Source organism: Flavobacterium sp. RSP46, assembly GCF_003984825.1.
Taxonomy (GTDB): domain Bacteria; phylum Bacteroidota; class Bacteroidia; order Flavobacteriales; family Flavobacteriaceae; genus Flavobacterium.
Genome location: NZ_RYDM01000005.1, coordinates 11,882 through 33,234, shown reverse-complemented (window position 1 = coordinate 33,234; position 21,353 = coordinate 11,882). Strand labels below are relative to the sequence as shown.

Sequence of the window (21,353 nt, the reverse complement as noted above, 5' to 3'; positions counted from 1 at the left end):
AAAAATCATACTTTTTACTATCGCTTCACAATTCTTTTATTTAGTACATCATAACTATAATTCACAACCTCCCCACTAATAATCGATTCAATGGCTTGTTCTATAACATCAATCGGTGCTATGAACCATTCTCTTGGCGTATGTCTTCTTTTTTTATCGTCAAAAATATCAACGTTCAAACAAGATTTACCAAAGAAATTATGCAATAATTGTTCTAGTTTTTGTGGATTCATATTGTAGCATTTCCAAGAAGTAATTATTTTTACCGGAGCCATCAAATAGGTTGGGTCTTTTTCTGCATTTTTGATTCTTTCTTCAACCTCAACTTTAGAATAGCCAATTTTGTATAGGTTGTCTATTTCGATTATTCGTTGGTCTTTGCTTTTGGAACGTAGGACATAAATATATCCTGCAGCTTCGTCTTCATCAGTAATGGCGCTAAATTTTTCAATGAAGCTTTCATTTACTTTTTCTATGTTCTCTGAAACTACTTTACCATTGGCATAGAGTATCTTTTCTACAGACCGTTTCAACATATTCGATTGGGTGCCATTTTCAAAAATACATTTGGTTCGCCCATCTTCACGAACTCTGGTACCGTCTTTCTTGTAATGGTCTTTCCTATCAATGTTAATTTCTTCTAATAAAAATAAAACTCCATTATGAACATAATAGGTTTCTTCCCGAAGATTACCCATTTTGAAATCTACTAATTTTCTCTTTCCGGTGGCTAAATCAGATTGGATATCTTTGAATAAAGATTCATATTTATCAAAGTCTTTTAATGCCTTTCTTTTCGCAACAAAATCCGTTGCCATTCTTTCATCTGTTTTTGGTGTGTGTTTGAAATCAAATAAATCAGTATCATCGCCCAACAAATCAAAACTATCATCATTAAAAATATCATCTAGTGAGTTAATCGCTTTTGCTTCCAATTTCAATAAACCATGTATATCCTGCTCTTCAAGAGATTGCATTTTTTCTATATCTGATCGAATGCTTTTTAATCGGGAGTAGAGTTGAAATTCGGATATATTTCCTGGATTGGGCTGTGGTTCTTTATTGTATTTTTCAACAAAGTCATTAACCTCATCAAAAGAAGCTAATAATCGCTCGTCTGCATTTCGTATCGTTGAAACTTTAGACTTGACATTTAGAATGTCAAATTGATCGTTTGCAAAAATGTCCTCTAAGGTTTGAAATTTATCCATTTGTATTGCCCATTCGTTTTCTTTTTTCCTCTTTCAAATAAATAATACATTCTGCCATTCTTCTTTCTAATGGGTCATTTGCATTTAGGCTCGGTTCTTTGTCATACATTTTCTTGTACTCTATAATTTTTGGCCATAAAATCTTAGCTTCTTCAAAGTCCATTTTTATTCTTGTGGCTTCAATGGTGTCCTGAATAATTTTCAACACTTTTGTCGTTACGGATTTTGAAAGGATTTCAAAAGCTTTTTGGAATGGATTAATCGTGTCAATCAGGTCGATATGTAAGTCCTCTATGTTTACAAATTTATCCGCCATCCTGATAAATCTTTGGTCTCCTACTTCTTTTATTTCACCCGATTTGATGACTGAATCCACTACTACATATTGACGGATTTCCTCAATTTCTTCGTCTGTTAATTCCGGATATTTAATTCTGATAATTTTTGGAATCAAAACTTTGTTGATTACTTCGGGGTCTATGTTTCCCGGCATCGCTTTCAGCATGGAATCGTCTTGTAAAATGGATGCTTTCAAATCATTCAAGTCCGATTCTACAATATCTTTCACCCTCTTTGAACTTGGCGCTTTAAATCCTCTTATTTTTATTTCACCTGGTTTTGTATCCTCATCGTCATTATCCAATCTTGTTTTGAATTTGAAGTTGGGAGCCAATACCTGCTCCATCAATAAGGAAGCTGTAATAGCTTTCAGCATATTATTGGTGGCCACTTTTACATCATCCTGAATGGCTTCTGGACTGGCAATAAGATTGGTGAATTGGGCATGTGTTTTATTGTTGCTATCTCTGGTGCAACGACCAATTATTTGGATTATCTCTGTTAATGAACCTCGATATCCTACCGTTAAAGCGTGCTCGCAAAAAGGCCAGTCAAAGCCTTCTTTTGCCATACCCAGTGCAATGATTAAATCCATATCGTCAACCTCTTTGCTATTTCGCAGGTAGTTTACAATTTTATCTCTTTCACGGGAACTATCCTCGACCAAATCAGCCACTTTCAATAATTTGCCGTCACCGTGACGTTTGATATGAATTACACCGGTATCGGAATCTTGCTTGATTACATCCCCAATAGCATCTAAAATGAAATTGACTTCATTGTGCTTGTCTTTGGTAGATTCGCCTGAATTTACATTTGGAATATGGAGAATTGTTTTTTTATCCGTATCGAGAACATCCAATATTGCCGAAGTATATTTTCCGGTGTAGAAATGATAACCAATTCCTAATGATTTCAGGAAGTTGTAGCCGTTCAACTGTTCGTAATAATTGTAAGTTACTTTGGTAAACTTGGCTTCGTTTTCGGGCGTTAAAATAGGTACGCTGTCTCCTCTAAAATAAGAACCGGTCATCGCCACAATATGAGCATTAGATTTGCTCATTATCGATTTTAATAATTCTCCCAATCTGTTATTGGCATCGGCAGAAACGTGATGAAATTCATCTATTGCCAAAAGTGTGTTGTTGAATTTTGCGTCGTCTAATTCCTCACAGGCAAATCGTAAAGTGGCGTGTGTACAAATTAACAGTTGCTCCTCACTATCCATAAATTTATGAAAAGCCTTTACTTTACTGCTGCTACCATCGTCGCCGGGTGTACAAAGATTGTAATTGTCGTTGGGTTCCCAATTGGCAAAAAAGCCATCTTTTTTCAAATCAGTTTTAGAAAATGAACTCCCAATAGATCGCTCTGGAACTGCCACGATCACTTTTTTGATTCCTTGATTGATTAATTTATCTAAAGCCAAGAACATCAAGGCACGAGATTTTCCAGAAGCAGGAGGTGCTTTGAGTAATAAATACTGGGCATCCCGAGATTCAAAGGCACGGGTTTGCATTTCTCGCATTCCCATCGTATTGATTTTGGTGCTATTTCCTGTTTTGTGGTAATTTACATTTACTATATCTGGCATGGTTTGTTTCTTGAAGTTTGTCTAAGTTTGTCTAAAGTGTTTTTTATCTATACCTATTTTAGATAAACTTTTTCCAAATAGGTTTTCTGCTAGTCCCTTTATTTACAAGGGTTTTATCTTTTTTATGCATTGCGTAAATCAAATTCCTTACTTTGTTTTCTTTCTGTTGTTTGTCTAAAACATCCGGAAGTATGTCTAAAATAAGTTTATCTATATCTTCTTTAGACGCATATCCATATTTATCTAAATAGTCTAAAACCATTTTTTTATAATGTTCGTCTTTAAATCCTCGATTACGAATATAATCAGCTTTTTCTCCTGTAATCTCGGCTAATTCAGCAGATCTATTGGGTTTTCGTTCCTCAATCAATTTTTTCTTCCTTCGCTGGCGGCAAAAAATTTTCTTCAGTTACTACGCTTTTTCCTGTTTTGTCCTCTAGAGCTATTCTGGCATTTTTAGCAATAGCGCCTCCTTTTTTACCTGCTTTTGCATTTTCGGGCACTCCTTTGGCTTCATCATTTTCGGCTATTTGTCTTGTGGATAATTCTGCAAGGGCCGTAAAGATTAATTCGGCTTCGCTCATGTGATCTCTCAAATTTTGCGATTTTAATCCTTTTACTTCTTTATGATTTTTTACTGTTAGACCCGTCCATTCCTTATGAATGATATTGGTTAGTATGGCGAAATCTTTTTTTTCTTCCACACCGCTTTCTTTCCAATAATCGGTCAATTTGTTCCGAGTCTCTTGTCCCATCATTCTTTGCTGAATCCATTTTTCGCTTCTGCCGTGTTGTTTCCAGTTTTCTCTGGCTCGGTCTATACTTTGTTCGGGATCAGCAATTTCTTTTATTCTTTCATAGCCTACTTTAGCCAACCATTGTTTGAAAGGTTCGGCTTTTGGTGACGGAATAGATTGAATTAATCTTAGCAGTGCTTCGGTATCAGCGGTATCAGTAATTCTATTTTTACCATCATCAGCAAGCATTTTCAACCGTACGATTTTATCGTACACTTCACTTCCTTCTTTGGTCAACTTCTTTTTTAAATCGCTCCAATATCTTTTTGGCACTGAACTTCCTGTTAGAATAGCAATGACATCAATAACCGAAAAATACCAAATTTCCTTTTCGGCATCATAATGGCTTCGTACTTTTTTATCTTCAAATAGTTTGATTTCATTTTCCATATCTATTTAATTTTTTTGGCAAAGTTTAAATAATTATTCCTGTCGTTCAGCGCTATTTCTAACTACTAAATTCTTCGTCAATTTCTATTATCATCGATTTTAATTCATCAAAATGAGATTTCAATGCATCAATAAATATTCGTAATTCGATTTCATCTTCGATTCTATCTTTTATTAAGTCTCTGTTTAATCTTTCAAAAATATAATCAAGCATTTTTGTGTTTTGTTCTATTCCAGGTAATGCTGATAAACTAGAATATCTGTCGATAATACCTTGTTTTATAGAATTATATATTTTGAAAATCATTTCAAAATTAATCTTCACAACTGGAAATAAATCTACATATTCCTCATAAAGTTTTGAAAAATAATAATCAATAGTTTTTGGTACGATGTCTATTAGTTTTTTTTCTTTAAACTTGTTCATATGGCTATCAAATTCAGATTTAAGTTTTTCCATTGTATGATTTAAAATTTTTTTGAACAATTTATTTTGAATTTCAATACAGCTTAAAATATTAACTTTTTCAAACTTGGTTGTTACTCCTGTTTTAGGATAGAAAGAAATCATTTCAAATCCTTCCTTTCTGATAGAGCCTCTAGTTATATGATGAAATGATCCTCCTTTCCCTCTGTCGGTTGGATGTCCAATTGAATTATTTCGATTTTCTCTTATATTGTATAATTCAGGATATTCTTCTTTGAAATTTATGTCTTGTTCAAATAAAGCTTTATTAAGGTTTACAAGAGCGTCCTGCTGTAAATTTAATGCCTGAAGAATCCCATAAACATATAAATACCCTTTTTCGTTGGAGCTAAATTCCGGTAAGTTGCTATAATCGTCTATTGCAATTTGTGAATCTTCGATTACATCCAGAGAAGCCCACAATCTATTCCAGATAATTTTATCTTGTAGCAACAATTCTCTTTTCCAAGGATGATTGCATATTTCTCGTATTTCTCTGAATATATTTTCTATCATTTTTTTGATTGTACACATTTTTTCTATCCGCGTACTTTCTTAGCTTTCTTCTCCGCTGCAAACAAAGTTCCTTTTTCTTTTTCCTCAGCTATCATCTTTTCATACAACTTAAACAAATATTCCAGTCGTTCTTCATCACTTTCAAAAGGTTTAGAGCGGTAACATCTTTCTACTGCCAAATCATTCAACCGGTGTGCTTCACGTAAACCCGCTGGCATTTTGTCCGGGTCATACATTTGCGCCAAGGTTTTCTCGCTGTGGCTTTCTCGTTCTTCCAGAATTCTAAACACGCATTGTTCTAATTCTTCTTTTTGAGATTGGGAAATGGGTGGGAAGGGGAAAGTGTTGTAACATAGTGTATTTGAATATTGCATATCAGTTTTTAAACGACCTGCAATTGCTTTTACCCAAACAATATGCATTCGTGATGAAATGATACTAAATAAATATGATTCAGCATTATAAATTACTCTTGCTGCATTTGAAATTATAGTTCCTGCATTAAGAAATCCAATTGGAACATAAGTTCTTTTTTCAGATCCGGTTTGAGGAATAATTATAGAATCTGCCTCAATGAATGTTGTTTCGTCAAATTGGTATGGAAAGTCAGCTTTTTTACGAGTAGCGGCTTTTTTACTTGCAATTCTCAATTCTCTACATTTTTCAAATCTTTTTAGTAGAGGAGGAATGGAATAAGACAATTCTTTGTTTTCTTCATTAACCCAAATACAATATCTTTTTCTTCCATTCATTAAATCATCGGCACCAATATAATCTTTTATTAAGCGTTTCGATTCTGGATATTCCGCTAATAAATTATTTTTTTCATCCTCATTTAAAATAAGATTTCCTCCATCACCTGCCTTAATTCCGGAAGCCATAACCAGTAAATTTGAGATTTGCTTATTTCTTTTTTCAACAATAATGTTATGGGCATTAGCCAAATACGCATTAATATTATTGACTACATATTTTGTGTTACCATTAAATATAAATTTTTGAGATTTGTCAATATTTCTAACACCAACAATAATGACTGATACCGCTGCATTTGCTTTAGCGTTATTATTCCATTTAAAAGATGTGTGCGCAAAACTTATTTCTAAATTTTTATCAAAAATTGGCGGCCATAATAAAGCCACTTGTTCACCTTGACAAATTGAATTGGTAGAAACAAAAGCAAATTGTGCATTATTATTTTGAATATAATTAGCTCCTTTTATGAACCAAGCCGCTATGTAATCAAGATTTTTGTAATTATTAAATCCTTTGAAAACCAAAGCCATATCGTCCTTTTGTTCTGTATTTTGCATACTGCTTCCCAAATACGGCGGATTTCCCAAAATATATATCTCATCGGTTTCATTTTTCGGGCAAACCATTTCCCAATCCACTCTTGTTGCGTTGCCGTAAACAATAGAACCTGTTTGTTGCAAGGGCAAAGCGGGTTTGGTACGTCCAAAGACGTTAAAAAATTCTTGGTTCATTTGGTGTTCTGCCAGCCAAAGCGAAAGTATCGCGATTTCGTGGGCAAAATCGTCAATCTCTATTCCGTAAAAATGGTTTAAAGAGATACCGGAATATTGAGTGGTGTAAGTTTGGTTCACGGCATCAATTTCCTTGAAAATTAGCATTTCCAGTTTTCGCAACTCTTTGTAGGCAATAATCAGGAAGTTTCCGCTGCCGCAAGCAGGATCAAAAAGTTTGAGGTTCCAAATGCGTTTTAGTAAGTCGTTTAGTTTTTTGATATTTCCTTTGGCATTTTCAAAGGCTTCATATAAATCATTCAAAAATAAAGGCTCTATGACTTTCATGATATTGGGCACAGAGGTGTAATGCTGGCCTAAACTACCGCGTTGATCTACCGAAATAACGGCCTGAAACATCGAGCCAAAAATATCGGGATTTATGGCAGCCCAATCCATTTGTCCCGCATCGATTATGGCTTGGCGGGAACGACGGGTAAACAAGGGTGTGGGTTGTTGCTCTCTAAATAAACCGCCATTTACATACGGGAAATTTTGTAAGTATTGTGCCTTCGTGTCACATTGCAATGCGTCTCTAGCATCAATACTGCGTGGAGTGTTTAATACGTCGAATAATTTATCTAAATAATCCGTCAAATCGCTTCCGTCTGTTTGTGTGTGGCTGGCGAGTGCATTGGTAAACTGTCCTAATTCGAAAATGCCGGTATCTTCAGCAAAGAAGCAAAACAGTAATCGGGATAGGAACACATTGAGTCCATGAATGAATTCCGGGGAATTATCGGGATTGTCTTTTTTGATTTCGTCAAAAAGCCGAGCCATTTTTTCGGCTGCTTTTACATCGGCCGGATTCTCGTTTTGATGTTGTGCTTTTTCCATTCCTGCCCAAGGCAAAAAGAAATCAAAATGCTTGGGCAAAGCAGTAAAATCTATATCTAAGCTATCGCTTGTTTTTGTGTCTATGGCCAGTAGGGTTTTATAATCAGTCACGATAACAAAACGTTGGTCTTGTTTGAGTGTAGCTTTTATTTCGGCAATGGCATCCTGTAAATCCTGATTGAAAACCGGTTTGAAAAATAATTTTTTCTTCCAGGATATTTCACCTTCTATTTTTGACAGGTTTAGATTCCCTTTTTGCAATCGTGTTATGGATGCTTTTGGTAAACCATAGGCTAAGAACAATTCATAAATGAAGGTTTCTTGGGTATAGTCAAGTATAAGTTTTTGAAGGTTTACTTCTATTTGGGCAATGTTCATAAAACTATTTGTTCTTAGAATTATTTTAATTTCTGGATTTTGAGATGATTCTGGTGATCGAAAATCTATGCTAAAAATGAATGCTTAATTTGCATTTATGTCAGGCTAATGTTAAAACGTAAATCTATAAATTTTAATAGTAATAACCTATTCAAATAATGATACGGTTCTTTATGAATAAACCCCATTTTAATAGTTGTTTTATATTTGATTGTACAGATTATTTCAAAATTATAATAAAGATTCCGAACAATTTTACGGTTTTTCACATTTTAAAAAAAATAATTTAAATTCCTATGGTTAGCTATTCAATTTATAATAAAAACGTTATGTTATATGACATTAGATTTCGATTCAGGATAAAAAAGGCGACCTCAAAAATCTTATCTCACTTACAGCAAATAGTAGTGATTCTTTTTAAAGGAATATAATATTTGTAGGTTAAAATTGGTTAAAATAATGTAGCTTTGTTGGAGTACTAATTATCAAATTTTAAAAATGAAAAATATCAAAGAAACAAAATTAAGAGTAATAGATGGCTGCTCTATTTCAAGTAAAGAACTTCTTGAAACATTGCATGATTCGTATATAGAAAGAATAAATGTATTGGTTATGGATAAAAAAAATAACACGTTTATTTTAAAATGTTTTCAAGAGGATAGAACAGAACCCTATCAATTAGAAAATTATTTACTAACTGGAAATATAGAATTGCCGCAATACGAATCAATCGAAGAAGAAATTTTATCTATAAAATATTCCGATAACTAAAACAGTAAATTATGGAGGATTTCAATGTTCAAAAATTTGTTTCAGATTATCTCGAAACTAGAATGAACGAATATGAATTGTATTGTGTTACAAAACAAATACGTCTTATTCTCCCAACTCAAATAGAAAGGGATGCTCTTTTTAAATATTTGTTAGACGAGAATGTTTGGAACGATTCTCGCCTTTCAGAAGAATTTTTAATAGAAAAAATTGATAGTTATTATGTAAAACTAACGATGGTTATCTCTGAGTCTTATCAAAAAACCTTCAATTTTAATATAAAATTTTGTAATTTCTTGTAGATTAAAAATTATTATATTCTTTTCATCTGTAGAAAAATTATCGATTTTTTTTTGATTTAAATGCTTTAATAATTGATTAAAATTGTTTCCTATTTTTCTAACAGAGCATATTAAAATTGTTGATTCAACTAATAAATTTTGATCAGTTGTGACAAGTTTATATTGATTTTTTAATAGCAAATCCCTTATCATCTCATTCAAACTATGATAAATTCTTGATTCTAAATATCTTTTATTTAGAATTCCAAACTCCTCTTTGGTGAAATTTATTTTTATTCTTATTTCTCTTTTGTTTTCAATTTTAGGTCTACCTCCTTTATTATATTGTGCCATAATTAATCGTTTTTATGTTTTAAGTTAGTCATTTAAGAAAACCGACTTTGGAGGTTTTCAATTCCCGATAGGGCAAGGGTTCTGAGACCTGTAAAAATCGAAAACGATAGTTTGAGAGTTTTACGGGTCTCAAAACATACCTTGCTTATTTTACTTATTTTACAAGTATTTATTATTTAAAATCTAGATAATACATTAATTGAAGATAAATTCTTCATCTAAAAATATTACAGCATTTAATAGTTCATAATTTCGATAGAAGCATCCAAAAATATATTTCAAGAATTGCTAATTTGTATAATCTACAAATGATTCTAAAACATTCTATTTAAAGAAAAGAATCCTATTGAGTAATAGTATAAATATTAATATATTTTTATTTTAATATTTATATTAAAATGTTATTATGTTAAGTAGTTTTTTAATTAAAAAACTATTTAACTTTTTAATTAATTAACTTTTTTTATACCCTTTTGTTCATTAGTCTAATAATTTATACTCCGTTAAAAAAACACTGAAATGAACAATAAATAATAAAAAGTTTAGAAAAACACTATTTCATCTTACCATCCTTCCAAAGCCTTATAAACAAAGGGGAAAAGGGTGTTTATATTCTTCCATACCATCTTACCAATCCTACCAAGATTTAAATTCAAAATTTGGTAAGATTGGAAACTTTTGGTAAGATGATATTTTTTCATCCTACCAAGGCTTAAACCTTATAAATAGCGCCTTTATTCTATTTTTGGTAGGATTGGTAAGATAATTTATAGAAATCTTTTTTTCTAATATTCAATATTTTGCTTTTTGGCAATTATGTAACAATATGAATCTTTAATTCTTGATTTTTCGTATTTTAACGCAGTTAATGCCCTCCCAACCGAAACTACATTTAGCCTAATTGTTGTGAGGCCGTTTATATAATTGAGAATATCTGTTGTTGTCATTTTTTCAGCTATATTTTCATCTGTGGGTTTTTCAAAATATTTTATAATCATTTCTTTTTCGGGAGTTAAAATCTGGAATTTCTCGTTTCGTTTTTCATTTATAAAAATGTCCTCTTTTGTAAAAGTTTCATCAAAAGTTTTGTCGTTTGCCAAATAGTAGGCTTGCGCCCAAAGATTGTCAATATTAAATTCTTTTCGATAGTTCCAATTTATCCTTTCAAGTACAAAACAAAGCCAACGTACAGAACCCGTCTCATCACTTAAAAAAGTACTATTGTTGGTTGAACCAATAAAACTGCAAATCCTTTGTATTACGCTATCTTTTTTATCATACGGCAAGCGCACTTTTATTTTCGGGGTACTAAATAATGATTTCAAACCGTTTACATCTTGTTTTGACAAGTTTGCTAATTCATCCAAATTGATAAATATATTTTTTCCTAATGATATTTTCGCATCTTTATCATCTTTTGGCAAATCCATTTTAATAAAGTTTTGCAAAGCATTAGGGCATAAAAAATTTATCCAACTTGTTTTACCAGCGTTTTGACTTTTACCATCATCCGACAATATAAAGGCTTGTTTATTGAAATAATCATCAATCATAGCGCATTTTACGGCACGAACGCACCATTTTTTAAAATGATACTCAAATTGTTCTTTGTCTTCGTTTGGAGACAAAATAATATATTGCGAATATTGAGTAATATAATCCGTTTGCTGATTCCATTCGGTCAAATTTTCATAATACGCAATAATCGGATTGTATTTTGGGACGAAATCACTTTTTAAAATGGCAATCAATGCATTAAACCCAATTTTTATATTCTTTTTTTGTAATTCAATCCAAAGACTATTTTCGTTGCAAATGTCCCAATTATTACTGCTTTTTATAGTTGTTTCAATTTCTAAAGCAATGGTATTATAACGTAAATCATACTTTTTAGACAAATAATCTTCAACAATGTGAAAAATTGTTGGGTTCTCAATTTTTGTAATATCATCTATACTATTATTTTTTACTGCCAAATCAATTATCTTTTGAAAATCCTGGGTTGTGTGTTCTTGAAAATAATCAGTTAAATCATATCCTTTTATATTTTCATTTCTTGGGAGATATAGAGGAATAATATTAGAATTTGATTGTGTTAGTTTTTGCATGCCAATAATGCCTGTATCGTCCGCATCAAAACACACAAATAAGGTTTTGCAAAGGAATTGCAGGAACTTAATACTTTCTTTCTTAATAGTCGTTGAACCGCTTCCAAAAGTAACCGCATTAAATCCTCTTGAATTGGCAACAATAACATCTTTTTCCCCCTCGCAAATAATTATGTTTTCTTTTTTTGCTGTTCCTAATTGTTCAAATCCAAATATTCCTGTTTTAAAAGGAGGTAAAATGTTTTTTGAAATCCCTATTTCAGCTTGATTAGGAATGTATAATTTTAAATTATTTTCGAGTTCAAAAGCAAAAGCAACACTTTCTTTTTTTGTATAAATAGGACTTTTTCCACTCCAGCTATAATTTAAAATCGAGTGTACATTGTATTTTTGGAGTATTGTTTTTTCAACTCCAAATTTTTCCCACCATTGCAAATCTAATTCGGTAAAGTCTCTTGTTTGCACCGAAATCTTTGAGGACTCTCTATTCTTTGCAACAGTATTGCTAGTTTTTATGAGATTTTGACTTGTCTTTAAATTTAAATCTGTTTTTTTGTTTAGATTTTGCAATGGAAGATTATTTTCCTTTACAACCGTTTCCAATACTTCAATAAATTGGGTTTTGCTATTGAGTTGAAAAAGGTCTGCTACAAATTGCCATACATCTCCACTTAACCCTGAACTGTGGCATTTATATTTTGTTTCCGATCCTTCTTTATACAATGAAAATGATGGTATTTTATCCTCAGTAAATGGACTTGAAATATTTCTTTTAGGAAATTCATTTAGTCCCAGAAATTTCAAGTAAATTTCTTCTTGTGAAATATATTGCAAAATTGTATCTTTGCTTAACATATAGTTTTCCATAAACTAATAATTTTATAAACCGTTGCAATTCGAGTTGCAACGGTTTTTTGTTGTTTATAAATGTTTTAAATTGATTTGTATAGTATAACTTATAGAAATGTGAAAAAAAATCCCAAAATGATTTGAATATAAAAGATCATTTTGGGAAGTTTGATAGGAATGTTTTTTAAGAGTTTTAATATCAAAAAAATAAAATACCATCGATTATTTGAGATTGAGTTTTTATAAAAAAACTCTTAAAAATGGTACTCAATATTTATTACCACCTGACATGATTTTTTGCTATTTACATTTAAGTAATATTATTGCTTTTTCAAATAATCGGGTTTTTTAGCTCGAGTACCGGTTGAAATCATAAGTTTATATTTATTGATTTTTTCAGTCTTAGTTTCCTTTGGTGGCAGTTTAAGGGCTTTGCGATCAGCTGCATTACCCTTAACATTACCAAGACTGTCAATAATTTCGACAGCCTGCTTAAAAGCCTCCCGCAAGACATTATATTTTTCGATTGATATGGTTATTGTTTTTTCCATAATCGTCTATTATACTTTTTTTAATTTTTCAAGAACGATTTCAACATATCTCCTCACCTCTTTATCAAGTAAAACACAATTCCAAAACTTTTTCAGTTTTAATGAATTAATTTCGGGATAATAAAAAATTACGATCGTTCTAAAGGATTCATAAGATTTAAATCCTAAAAAAAAATATTCTCGTAAAACAGTTGCGCATTTTACATAAGTTTCGAAACGAGCTACTGTAACTTTTTCTCTATTTGTAATATTCACATATGGAATATTGTTTTTTAAAATATTCATATTTATAATATTTGCTATTATTTTTGTAATTTTGATGAAGAATAAAAATGTACGTACATTTTTAACAATACAAATATAATACAAATAACGATACTAATATCGTATTTGTAATATTTTTAAATATATTATGATTGATTCAAAAAAAATTAGCAAACAACAAAAATTAGAATATATAAAAACTACAGTTTATGATTTCTCCATATCTGCTTATAATATTGCAAGCAATACAAATTTAACAGAGGCTGGAATTGCAAGAATTTTAAAAGGAATTGCAAAAAACCCACATGAAAGTTCATTAAACGAAATAATTTCTTATATCCATACTTATAATGGTCCTGAAGATGTTAATGAAAAACATATTGTAGATATACTTAATCCATATTACACACCACCTATTTCAATTGAAACAGAGATTAAAAATCAAAAACAAAAAATAATAGAGTTAAAGAAGAAAATAGAAGAATGTGAAAAATACATAAAATCATTGTTAACTTATCAAAAAAATATGATTGAGCTAGAATTAAATATTATTGAACAAAATACAATATATAAGAATGTTGATCCTGAAAATCTACCGTGAACAAAAAGTGAACAAAACTCAATAATACTAACTTTTAATATGCTTGTAAATACATAAAAATCAATAACTTAATTTTTTAAAAAGACAAAAAGAGTTTCCCTCTTTCTCCGCCAGTAGAAATACAAAACGAAGCAAACCCCTCTAAATCTTATGATTTAGGGGGGTTTTTTCATTTGCGGTAAATCAAATTATTCATTAAATCTCAAAACTTAGGTGTCTTTTGAGGTGTCACTGAAAATCTATTTTTTTAAGTGACACCTATCTCAAAAGTTACCAATTCAACATTTGTCCAAATACCTTTTCACTATTTGAACATCTTGTTTGGAAGTATTACAAAGTTTAAATTTAATAATAACTAAAAGGTCACCAACCATGAACACAGCCGTATCCGTTCTCTTTTATATAAAGCGATCAAAAGTCAATAATGATGGTATCTGCCCTATTTACGTTCGTGTCACAGTACAATCTAAACGATTTGAATTTAGCAGCAACAAATTTGTTAATCCTGAGAAATGGTCAAATGAAGGATCTAAAGTTAAGGGAAACAATGAAGAGACTCGTTCAATAAACAGTCACCTTGAATATTTAAAATCTAAAATTTTAGAAGCTGAAAAAAAATTATACAAAAAGGATATTATTATATCTTCTGAAAATCTAAAGAATGAAATTTTTGATCTCCAAGACAACCAAAGAATGCTTATCCCCATTTTCAATGATCACAACAACAAAATCAAAGAATTGGTTGGTAAAGAATATGCACCAGGAACATTAGAGCGCTATACCACCTCTCTAAAGCATACTATCGACTTCCTGCAATGGAAATACAAGACTTCAGATATAGACATTAACAAAATAGATCATGCGTTTATTACCGAATATGAATTCTACTTGAGAAGCGTTCGTAATTGCGCCAATAACACTGCCGTAAAATACATCAAGAACTTCAACAAAATAATCAAGATTTGCATAGCTAACCATTGGATAGAAAGAAATCCGTTTGCCAACTACAAGTCAAAAGTCAAAGAAGTAGAAAGAGTCTATCTATCTGAAGACGAAATCCAAAATATACTCAACAAAGATTTCAAAACAGAACGATTATCGCTAGTGCGCGATATCTTCCTTTTCAGCTGTTTCACAGGCTTAGCCTACATTGATGTCAAAAACCTAACAAAGTCGCATATAAGCTTTGGAATCGACGGAGAGAAATGGATATTCACCCACCGCCAGAAAACAGAATCCGCTTCAAAAATTCCAATCCTTCCAATTACACAAATGATTATTGATAAATATGAGGACCGTCCGGAATGCAACAACCAAAACAAACTACTTCCTATTTTGAGCAATCAAAAAATGAATGCCTATTTAAAAGAAATAGCAGGCGTTTGTGAAATCGAAAAAGAACTAACTTTCCACATTGCCCGACACACTTTTGCAACGACAGTAACACTCACAAATGGCGTTCCAATAGAAAGTGTGAGCAAAATGTTAGGACATAAAAACATAAGAACCACACAACACTATGCTAAGATATTGGATAAAAAAGTGAGTGAGGATATGATGATTTTAAGAAACAAATTCAATCTCGCAAAAAGTCCCACAAATGAAATAGTGAAAGTAAACTCCAATTAAACATCTGTAACTATTTGTGCAATATATTGATAGAGAACTGACGGATGAAGTTATTGAAGTTGATAAAGGAAGTGCGAAAAGCAAATTAAAATTAAGAAAAATATAATACTATGACAGAGAAAATAAAAGAACCTTTGAGTTTATCAGCAATCTATTTGAGTTTAGAGCAGACACGATAGCTGTACTTTATAAAATAAGATGGCAAATCGAATTATTATTCAAATTTATTGCGTGCTGATAGTAAATCTTTTGATAGAAGTTTTAAAGAAAAGTTTGAAGAGACAATGGTCTTTCTCTAATTTAGTTAGTTTTTGCAGAATTCATTTGTTCAACTATATTCATCTGACTAAATTTTTAGAAAGTCCCAAAAAACGACTGGGAATTAGACATAGAAAACGATGGACAATTAGGACTATTTGATCATTATTTGGCGGATGGATAATTTGATAAATGAAACTAAAAAAAATATTTTTCAATTTATTGAACTCTCAACAAAGTGAAGAAAAACAAGCCAAGCCAAGCCAAAACCTCGTTAAGTGCCTAAATATATAGAAAAAATGAACTTCCGAATTTTTTTATCGGACAACAATGATATTTTATTTAAAATATGATTTATATTTATTTAAAAATGAATAATCTAAACAAAAAATTAAATCAATTAAAGTGAGTAAAATGTTTTTCATTCTTGAAAACTAAACACAATAAAGTAGGCAATACAATCAAAAGTAAAGGCATTGCAATAATAAATCCTCCAATCACAGCAATCGCAAGTGGCTGATGCAATTCTGAACCCGTTCCAATTCCTATTGCTAGTGGAAATAGGGCTATGATTGCTCCAAGCGCGGTCATTAATTTAGGGCGCAAACGAGTGGAAATTGAATAAATTATAGATTCATTTACATTCCGGGTCAATTTAAAAGTTTCTCTGAATTGTAAAAAAGTAAAAATAGCATTCTCACTTATTATTCCTACGATCATAATAATTCCTGTGTAACTCCCCACGTTTAATGGCGTTCCTGTTATAAAAAGCAAAATATAACTTCCTGCAATTCCCAAAACAGAAATTATTAAAATTACCAATGCTACTCTAAAATCTCTAAATAGAAATAAAATAACACCAAAAACTAATAAAGATGAAGCGATTAATATCATTAATAACTCCTTGAAAGATTGCTGTTGCTCTTTATAAGCACCTGCGTATTCAATATAATAGCCACTTGGTAAATGAATATTGCTTTTAACTTGTGTTTGAATATCCTTCATCACACTCCCTAAATCTCTATTATCCAATCTTCCAGTTACAACACTTATCATTTGGAGATTTTCACGTTCTATTTCAGCTACTCCTTTTTGAGCTGAAATAGCAACTAAACTCGAAATAGGAATCGATTGACCATTCGGTAAAAATAACTGCAATTTTTTGATATCTTCTAAACTTCTTTTTTCTGAATTTTTATAGATTAATCGAATGGGAATTATGCGTTCATTGTCTAATAAATTTCCAATAACATTCCCTTCAAGCGCAGTTTGTAACTGAAATTGCAAGTCGGCTGGAGTGATTCCATATTGTGCTAACTGACTATAATTGGGCACAATATTTATGGATGGTCCGGCCAAAATAATACCATCAAATACATCAGCTGTACCTTTTACTTTTTCGACTATTACATTTACTTTTTTGGCTATTTTTTGTAATTCTGCTTGATTACTGCCAAATATCTTCACTTCAATTGGTGAAACAGAGCTCATTAAATCGCCCAACATATCCCCAATTACCTGACCAAAATCAATGCGCAAAGCGGGTTGAGTCGCTTCAACTTTTTGTCTAATTTCATCAATAATAGCATTGCTAGTTTTACTTCTGTCCTTTTTTAATTGAATCAAATAATCCCCGCGATTGGGTTCCGTTATAAAAAATCCCATTTGTGTTCCTGTGCGGCGACTGTACGCTTCTACTTCAGGAATTTTTATAATTATTTTTTCCACTTCTTTGAGCATTCTATCAGTCTCTTCAAGTGAAGTTCCTGGCGGGCTTTCATAATCCAAAATGATACTCCCTTCATCCATTTCTGGTAAAAAACCGGTTTCTAAATTAGGCAGTATAATAAAAATAGAAAGTACCAGAACGATACAAAATGAAATACTAATTATCGGTTTTCCAATAAAATAAGCGACCCATGTCTGCTTTTTCACATCATGTATTTCAGTTTCGTTTTTCGATTGAGGACTATTTTCTTTTTTGGAAAGCAATAAATAAACTACAGGAAGTAGCAACCATGTCACAAAAAAGGAACAAACTAAAGTGATTATCATGGTATCCGTTAACACTTTAAAATACGAACCGGCAACACCGCTCATTAAAACAAAAGGAATAAAAATCACTATCGTACTTATGGATGAACCCACCATTGCCGGGAATAAATACTGTATCGCTTTTTGCAAAAGAGATACAGTAGGCTCATCAGGATGTTCCTCGTGCGTTCTATGAATTTGTTCTACAACTACAATTGCATCGTCAATAATTAATCCTAAAGCCGCTGCAATAGCACCTAAAGTCATAATATTGAATGTTTGTCCGGTTAGGTACAAAACAATTAGTGTGAGTCCTAAAGTAACAGGAATAACAATCAAAATAGTGGCACTGGCTTTCACCGATTTCAAAAATAAAACAGCAACAATTATGGACAACAAAAGTCCTATTAACAAACTATCCGTTACACTTTTTACAGCATCATTTACAAAACTGGCCTGCTCATAAAATGGCGTTATTATTATGTTTTTAGGAAGGATTTTTTTTAATGATTCCAGTTTATCACGCATCGCCTCTGATAGCGTAATCAAATTTGAATTGGGTTGCTTGAGAACTGCTATAAGAATACTTTCTTTACCATTGGCATTAACTTTTATGTATTCTTTAGCTTCCCTAATTTCCACCGAAGCAATATTTTTTAAGGTTACAATTCCTTTTCCGTTATTACGAATAACCAGATTTTCCAGTTCCTCCTTTTTATCAACCTGAGCATCTGTAATTGTAAGATATAAATACCGGTAATCCGACAAATACCCATTGGATTTAATAAAATTAGTTTGACTTAATACTTGTGTGATAGCATCCGGTGTAATTCCTAATGCTGTCATTTTAGTAAAATCAAGTGACAACCAATATTCTTTTTCTTTTCCGCCAATAATCCTAATCTCAGAAACACCATCAATTTGAGAAAGGAACGGTTTTATGGTATAATTGGCTATTTTTTTGAGTTCAATAGCGGAGAGTCCTTTTCCTTCTATAGCATATCCAATTACCGGAAGAATCGAAGGATTCATTTTTTCGACTGAAATTTGTGTATCAGGCGGAAGATTACTTTTTATCTGATTGATTTGCTCTTCTATCCGGGTTTTATTCAAATCGATATCGGACTTCCAATCCATGAATGCCGAAATCTCACAACTTCCTCTACTGGTTGTACTCCTGATTGTTTTTAAATCCTGTACTTTTTTGATGGCATTTTCCAACGGTTTTGTAACCGTAATCATCATTTTATCGATGGGTTGTTGTCCCGCATCAGCAATGATTTTTATTTTCGGGAAAGTAATTTCGGGAAATAAACTGGTTTGCATTTTAGAATATGCGAAAAAACCTCCCAGAATTATTAGAAAAATGATGGCACTCAGTCCGTTTTTATGTTTGACAAAAAAGTTGTTCATTTCAATCCGCTTTTATCACTTTTACCTTAATCGTATCTGCAACACCATAATTTCCTGAAAGTAAAATTTTATCTTCAGGAGTTAAAATCGGCGACAGAATCTCTACTTTATCTTGAGTTTCTACTCCTTTTTTAATTGGGATTTTTATGGCTGTATTGTTATTAATCATTTTCATAATCCAAAAATCCGTTTCCGTTTCATTACTTAAAACAGCTGCTTTTGGCAACGAAACAGTTTTTGAATTTGAACTTTTATTAATTCTGACTTTTACTATTAAATTCTCTGGAATATCATGTTTGCCAATTACTTTTAGAATCACACTTTGCGTTTGCGAAGTGGCATCGACAGTGGGCATGTATTTTTGAACTTTCGCTTTTACCAAAGAACTGTCGGGTAATATTACCGTTAGTTCTTCACTGATTGAAACATATTTTTTGAACTCATAAGGCAAACTCAAAACGATAGCAAAACTATTGGTATCATTAATCGTCACTAAAGCATCCCCATCCTGAATATAATCACCTTGTTGCACATTTACTGAAGTTACAAAGCCATTTGTATTGGCTCTAACTTTTATGGCTCCGCCAAAGTTTAAACTGGGGTCAATTTTATTAATCGTATTCCCTAACACTTTTGCCTCACGGGTTTTTATTGAAAATAATACCGCCCCGTAAGAAACATAATCATTGGAAGCCACATTAACTGAATTTAAATACCCCGTAGCATTTGCTTTTATAACATTTTTGACTAAATAAGCGGCTGTAGCATTCAAATCAATATAGCTTTCAACTGAATTGGTATCAATGCTCGTTAAAGTCACAGGCACACTCGCGTCAATTGCTTTTTCTGATTCGTTGCTATTTTTACAGGAAATAAAAAAAAGCGCTATCAGGATAAAAAATAGAATTGGTTTCTTCATAGAATTAGTCATTAAAGCTCCAATAATTAATTTCATTTATAATTTGGAGTTTGTTACTATTATTTAGGGAAATGGCATTTTTGATGGCTATTAAATTGCCAACAGCAATACTATATTCTGTAATTTGTGCATCTCCGGTAAGCAATAATTTTTTATTCGCTTCAATTAATGCCTCAGCAATAAGAAGCTGCGATTGCAACTGATTTTCGACAGCTGCTGATTGTTTCAGTTTCAAATTTAACATCAATAATTGTTGTTTGTATTGTTTATTGAAATTGTTTTTATAGGCTAAATTAGTAGCTAATGCCTCATCATTTTTTTGATGCTGCAAAGTACGTTGGTTTCCATCATAAATAGGAATTGACAGTCCTAAACCCACACTAAATCCAAAATTTTTATAAGCCTGGTAGGCAAAACTAGAATTATAACCGGCATCACCTAATAGAGATAAAGACGGTTTATAATTGTAATCAATAAATTTATTTTGATTTTGAAGTTTGAGACTATCTACTTCAAATTGCTTCAAAAAAACTATTTTATCCGAAGGTTGAATACTTTCCAAGTTGATTTCAGGTTTTTTTAAATGTACAAAAGTAGTATCGGTTTCTCCAGAAAGGTAATTCAACAAAGCCAAATCATTTTGATATTGTTGTTTTAATTGTAACAATACTAAATCTTGTTGCTTTACAGTTGCAATAAAAATTAAATAATCTGTTTGTTTGTAAATGGCATTTTGGGTTAATTTTTTCAGGATGCTTATTTCCTGTTTTAAAAGAGTTGCAATTTTCTGGTTGAAACTAATTTGTTCTGAACTTGCCGAAGCCGAAATGTATTGCGCAACAATGGTTTTATTTAAATCTTTTAAAGTAATTTTTTGATTCAAAACCAAAGCTTCTTTTATTAATTGAAAAGAAGCTGATTGCGAATTGATTCTATTTTTTCCAATTATTTTTTGGTTAACATTTATTAAACCCGCAACAGATTGCCCGTTACTTAAAGCCAAATCATAACCAAAACCATTAATTATAGGGGCATAATTAGCATTAAGATTTCCGGTAACTTGTGGTTTATAAACTGCTCGATTCAATAAACTATCCAGTGTCGCGGATTTTATTTGGTTGCTGTAATCTTTAAGTAAAGGAGAATTATTTTGTGCTTTAGTAATAAAGTAATTCAAATCTTTTTCTTGCGAAAAAGATTTAAAACATATAAAAATTAATAGTAAAAGCTTCCATTTCATTGGATAAATTTAGATAAAAAGAATGAC

Annotated in this window: 17 protein-coding genes; 4 read left to right on the top strand and 13 right to left on the bottom strand. The window is 31.6% G+C overall.

From position 1 onward, the window contains the following. Positions 1–17: 17 nt before the first annotated feature. The 6 genes from EKM01_RS09495 to EKM01_RS09470 are packed head-to-tail and all read right to left on the bottom strand — an operon-like array spanning position 18 to position 8,054. A complete protein-coding gene (locus tag EKM01_RS09495) occupies positions 18–1,211 on the bottom strand; it encodes a GIY-YIG nuclease family protein (RefSeq protein ID WP_126768101.1) in 1,194 nt (397 codons plus the stop codon). Next, the gene (locus EKM01_RS09490) at positions 1,204–3,144 is read right to left on the bottom strand and encodes a DEAD/DEAH box helicase (protein ID WP_126768098.1); all 1,941 of its coding nucleotides are present in this window, start codon (positions 3,142–3,144) and stop codon (positions 1,204–1,206) included. The genes EKM01_RS09495 and EKM01_RS09490 overlap by 8 nt, the downstream gene beginning before the upstream one ends. Before the next feature lie 58 nt (positions 3,145–3,202). Continuing rightward, positions 3,203–3,514, bottom strand: a complete 312-nt coding sequence (locus EKM01_RS09485) for a hypothetical protein (RefSeq protein WP_199749423.1) — start codon at positions 3,512–3,514, stop codon at positions 3,203–3,205. Then, on the bottom strand, positions 3,507–4,331 hold the full coding sequence (locus EKM01_RS09480) for a BRO family protein (RefSeq protein WP_126768095.1): 825 nt from the start codon (positions 4,329–4,331) through the stop codon (positions 3,507–3,509). Before EKM01_RS09480 ends, EKM01_RS09485 begins: the two co-directional genes overlap by 8 nt. 58 nt (positions 4,332–4,389) lie before the next feature. After that, a complete protein-coding gene (locus tag EKM01_RS09475) occupies positions 4,390–5,313 on the bottom strand; it encodes a hypothetical protein (RefSeq protein WP_126768093.1) in 924 nt (307 codons plus the stop codon). A 23-nt stretch (positions 5,314–5,336) separates the two neighbouring features. Continuing rightward, the gene (locus EKM01_RS09470; protein WP_126768090.1) at positions 5,337–8,054 is read right to left on the bottom strand and encodes a DNA methyltransferase; all 2,718 of its coding nucleotides are present in this window, start codon (positions 8,052–8,054) and stop codon (positions 5,337–5,339) included. Positions 8,055–8,552: 498 nt separating this feature from the next. Between EKM01_RS09470 and EKM01_RS09465 the strand changes: the two genes are divergently transcribed. Then, positions 8,553–8,825, top strand: a complete 273-nt coding sequence (locus EKM01_RS09465) for a hypothetical protein (protein WP_126768088.1) — start codon at positions 8,553–8,555, stop codon at positions 8,823–8,825. 230 nt (positions 8,826–9,055) lie between these two features. Here EKM01_RS09465 and EKM01_RS09460 read toward each other — a convergent pair whose 3' ends face one another. The 4 genes from EKM01_RS09460 to EKM01_RS09445 all read right to left on the bottom strand — a co-directional run bounded on the left by EKM01_RS09460 (position 9,056) and on the right by EKM01_RS09445 (position 13,253). Further along, positions 9,056–9,460 (bottom strand): hypothetical protein, encoded by a 405-nt coding sequence (locus EKM01_RS09460; RefSeq protein WP_126768085.1) that lies wholly within the window; start codon positions 9,458–9,460, stop codon positions 9,056–9,058. A 785-nt stretch (positions 9,461–10,245) separates the two neighbouring features. Further along, complete coding sequence (locus tag EKM01_RS09455) at positions 10,246–12,435, bottom strand: VapE domain-containing protein (RefSeq protein ID WP_126768082.1); 2,190 nt, start codon at positions 12,433–12,435, stop codon at positions 10,246–10,248. Between the two features lie 302 nt (positions 12,436–12,737). Then, on the bottom strand, positions 12,738–12,968 hold the full coding sequence (locus tag EKM01_RS09450; protein ID WP_126768079.1) for a hypothetical protein: 231 nt from the start codon (positions 12,966–12,968) through the stop codon (positions 12,738–12,740). A gap of 9 nt (positions 12,969–12,977) precedes the next feature. Then, the gene (locus tag EKM01_RS09445) at positions 12,978–13,253 is read right to left on the bottom strand and encodes a hypothetical protein (RefSeq protein ID WP_126768077.1); all 276 of its coding nucleotides are present in this window, start codon (positions 13,251–13,253) and stop codon (positions 12,978–12,980) included. Positions 13,254–13,380: 127 nt separating this feature from the next. On the opposite strand from EKM01_RS09445, the gene EKM01_RS09440 reads away from it, so the two are divergent. The 3 genes from EKM01_RS09440 to EKM01_RS14815 all read left to right on the top strand — a co-directional run bounded on the left by EKM01_RS09440 (position 13,381) and on the right by EKM01_RS14815 (position 15,700). Further along, positions 13,381–13,833, top strand: a complete 453-nt coding sequence (locus EKM01_RS09440; RefSeq protein ID WP_126768074.1) for a hypothetical protein — start codon at positions 13,381–13,383, stop codon at positions 13,831–13,833. A gap of 372 nt (positions 13,834–14,205) precedes the next feature. Further along, positions 14,206–15,462, top strand: coding sequence for a site-specific integrase (locus EKM01_RS09435; protein WP_126768071.1), 1,257 nt, complete (start codon positions 14,206–14,208; stop codon positions 15,460–15,462). Positions 15,463–15,604: 142 nt separating this feature from the next. Next, a complete protein-coding gene (locus EKM01_RS14815; RefSeq protein WP_233588605.1) occupies positions 15,605–15,700 on the top strand; it encodes a transposase in 96 nt (31 codons plus the stop codon). 416 nt (positions 15,701–16,116) lie between these two features. On the opposite strand, the gene EKM01_RS09425 is transcribed toward EKM01_RS14815, so the two are convergent. The 3 genes from EKM01_RS09425 to EKM01_RS09415 are packed head-to-tail and all read right to left on the bottom strand — an operon-like array spanning position 16,117 to position 21,326. After that, positions 16,117–19,167, bottom strand: coding sequence for an efflux RND transporter permease subunit (locus EKM01_RS09425; protein WP_126768068.1), 3,051 nt, complete (start codon positions 19,165–19,167; stop codon positions 16,117–16,119). A 1-nt stretch (position 19,168) separates the two neighbouring features. Then, positions 19,169–20,122 (bottom strand): efflux RND transporter periplasmic adaptor subunit, encoded by a 954-nt coding sequence (locus EKM01_RS09420; RefSeq protein WP_126768065.1) that lies wholly within the window; start codon positions 20,120–20,122, stop codon positions 19,169–19,171. Further along, complete coding sequence (locus EKM01_RS09415; protein ID WP_126768062.1) at positions 20,091–21,326, bottom strand: TolC family protein; 1,236 nt, start codon at positions 21,324–21,326, stop codon at positions 20,091–20,093. Before EKM01_RS09415 ends, EKM01_RS09420 begins: the two co-directional genes overlap by 32 nt. Positions 21,327–21,353: the final 27 nt, after the last annotated feature.

Coding starts and splice junctions, on each gene's coding strand:
- EKM01_RS09440 (WP_126768074.1), top strand. CDS start 13,381: ATGATTGATTCAAAAAAAATTAGCAAACAACAAAAATTAGAATATATA.
- EKM01_RS09465 (WP_126768088.1), top strand. CDS start 8,553: ATGAAAAATATCAAAGAAACAAAATTAAGAGTAATAGATGGCTGCTCT.
- EKM01_RS09420 (WP_126768065.1), bottom strand. CDS start 20,122: ATGAAATTAATTATTGGAGCTTTAATGACTAATTCTATGAAGAAACCA.
- EKM01_RS09480 (WP_126768095.1), bottom strand. CDS start 4,331: ATGGAAAATGAAATCAAACTATTTGAAGATAAAAAAGTACGAAGCCAT.
- EKM01_RS09445 (WP_126768077.1), bottom strand. CDS start 13,253: ATGAATATTTTAAAAAACAATATTCCATATGTGAATATTACAAATAGA.
- EKM01_RS09475 (WP_126768093.1), bottom strand. CDS start 5,313: ATGATAGAAAATATATTCAGAGAAATACGAGAAATATGCAATCATCCT.
- EKM01_RS09470 (WP_126768090.1), bottom strand. CDS start 8,054: ATGAACATTGCCCAAATAGAAGTAAACCTTCAAAAACTTATACTTGAC.
- EKM01_RS09495 (WP_126768101.1), bottom strand. CDS start 1,211: ATGGATAAATTTCAAACCTTAGAGGACATTTTTGCAAACGATCAATTT.
- EKM01_RS09425 (WP_126768068.1), bottom strand. CDS start 19,167: ATGAACAACTTTTTTGTCAAACATAAAAACGGACTGAGTGCCATCATT.
- EKM01_RS09415 (WP_126768062.1), bottom strand. CDS start 21,326: ATGAAATGGAAGCTTTTACTATTAATTTTTATATGTTTTAAATCTTTT.
- EKM01_RS09435 (WP_126768071.1), top strand. CDS start 14,206: ATGAACACAGCCGTATCCGTTCTCTTTTATATAAAGCGATCAAAAGTC.
- EKM01_RS09490 (WP_126768098.1), bottom strand. CDS start 3,144: ATGCCAGATATAGTAAATGTAAATTACCACAAAACAGGAAATAGCACC.
- EKM01_RS09460 (WP_126768085.1), bottom strand. CDS start 9,460: ATGGCACAATATAATAAAGGAGGTAGACCTAAAATTGAAAACAAAAGA.
- EKM01_RS09450 (WP_126768079.1), bottom strand. CDS start 12,968: ATGGAAAAAACAATAACCATATCAATCGAAAAATATAATGTCTTGCGG.
- EKM01_RS09455 (WP_126768082.1), bottom strand. CDS start 12,435: ATGGAAAACTATATGTTAAGCAAAGATACAATTTTGCAATATATTTCA.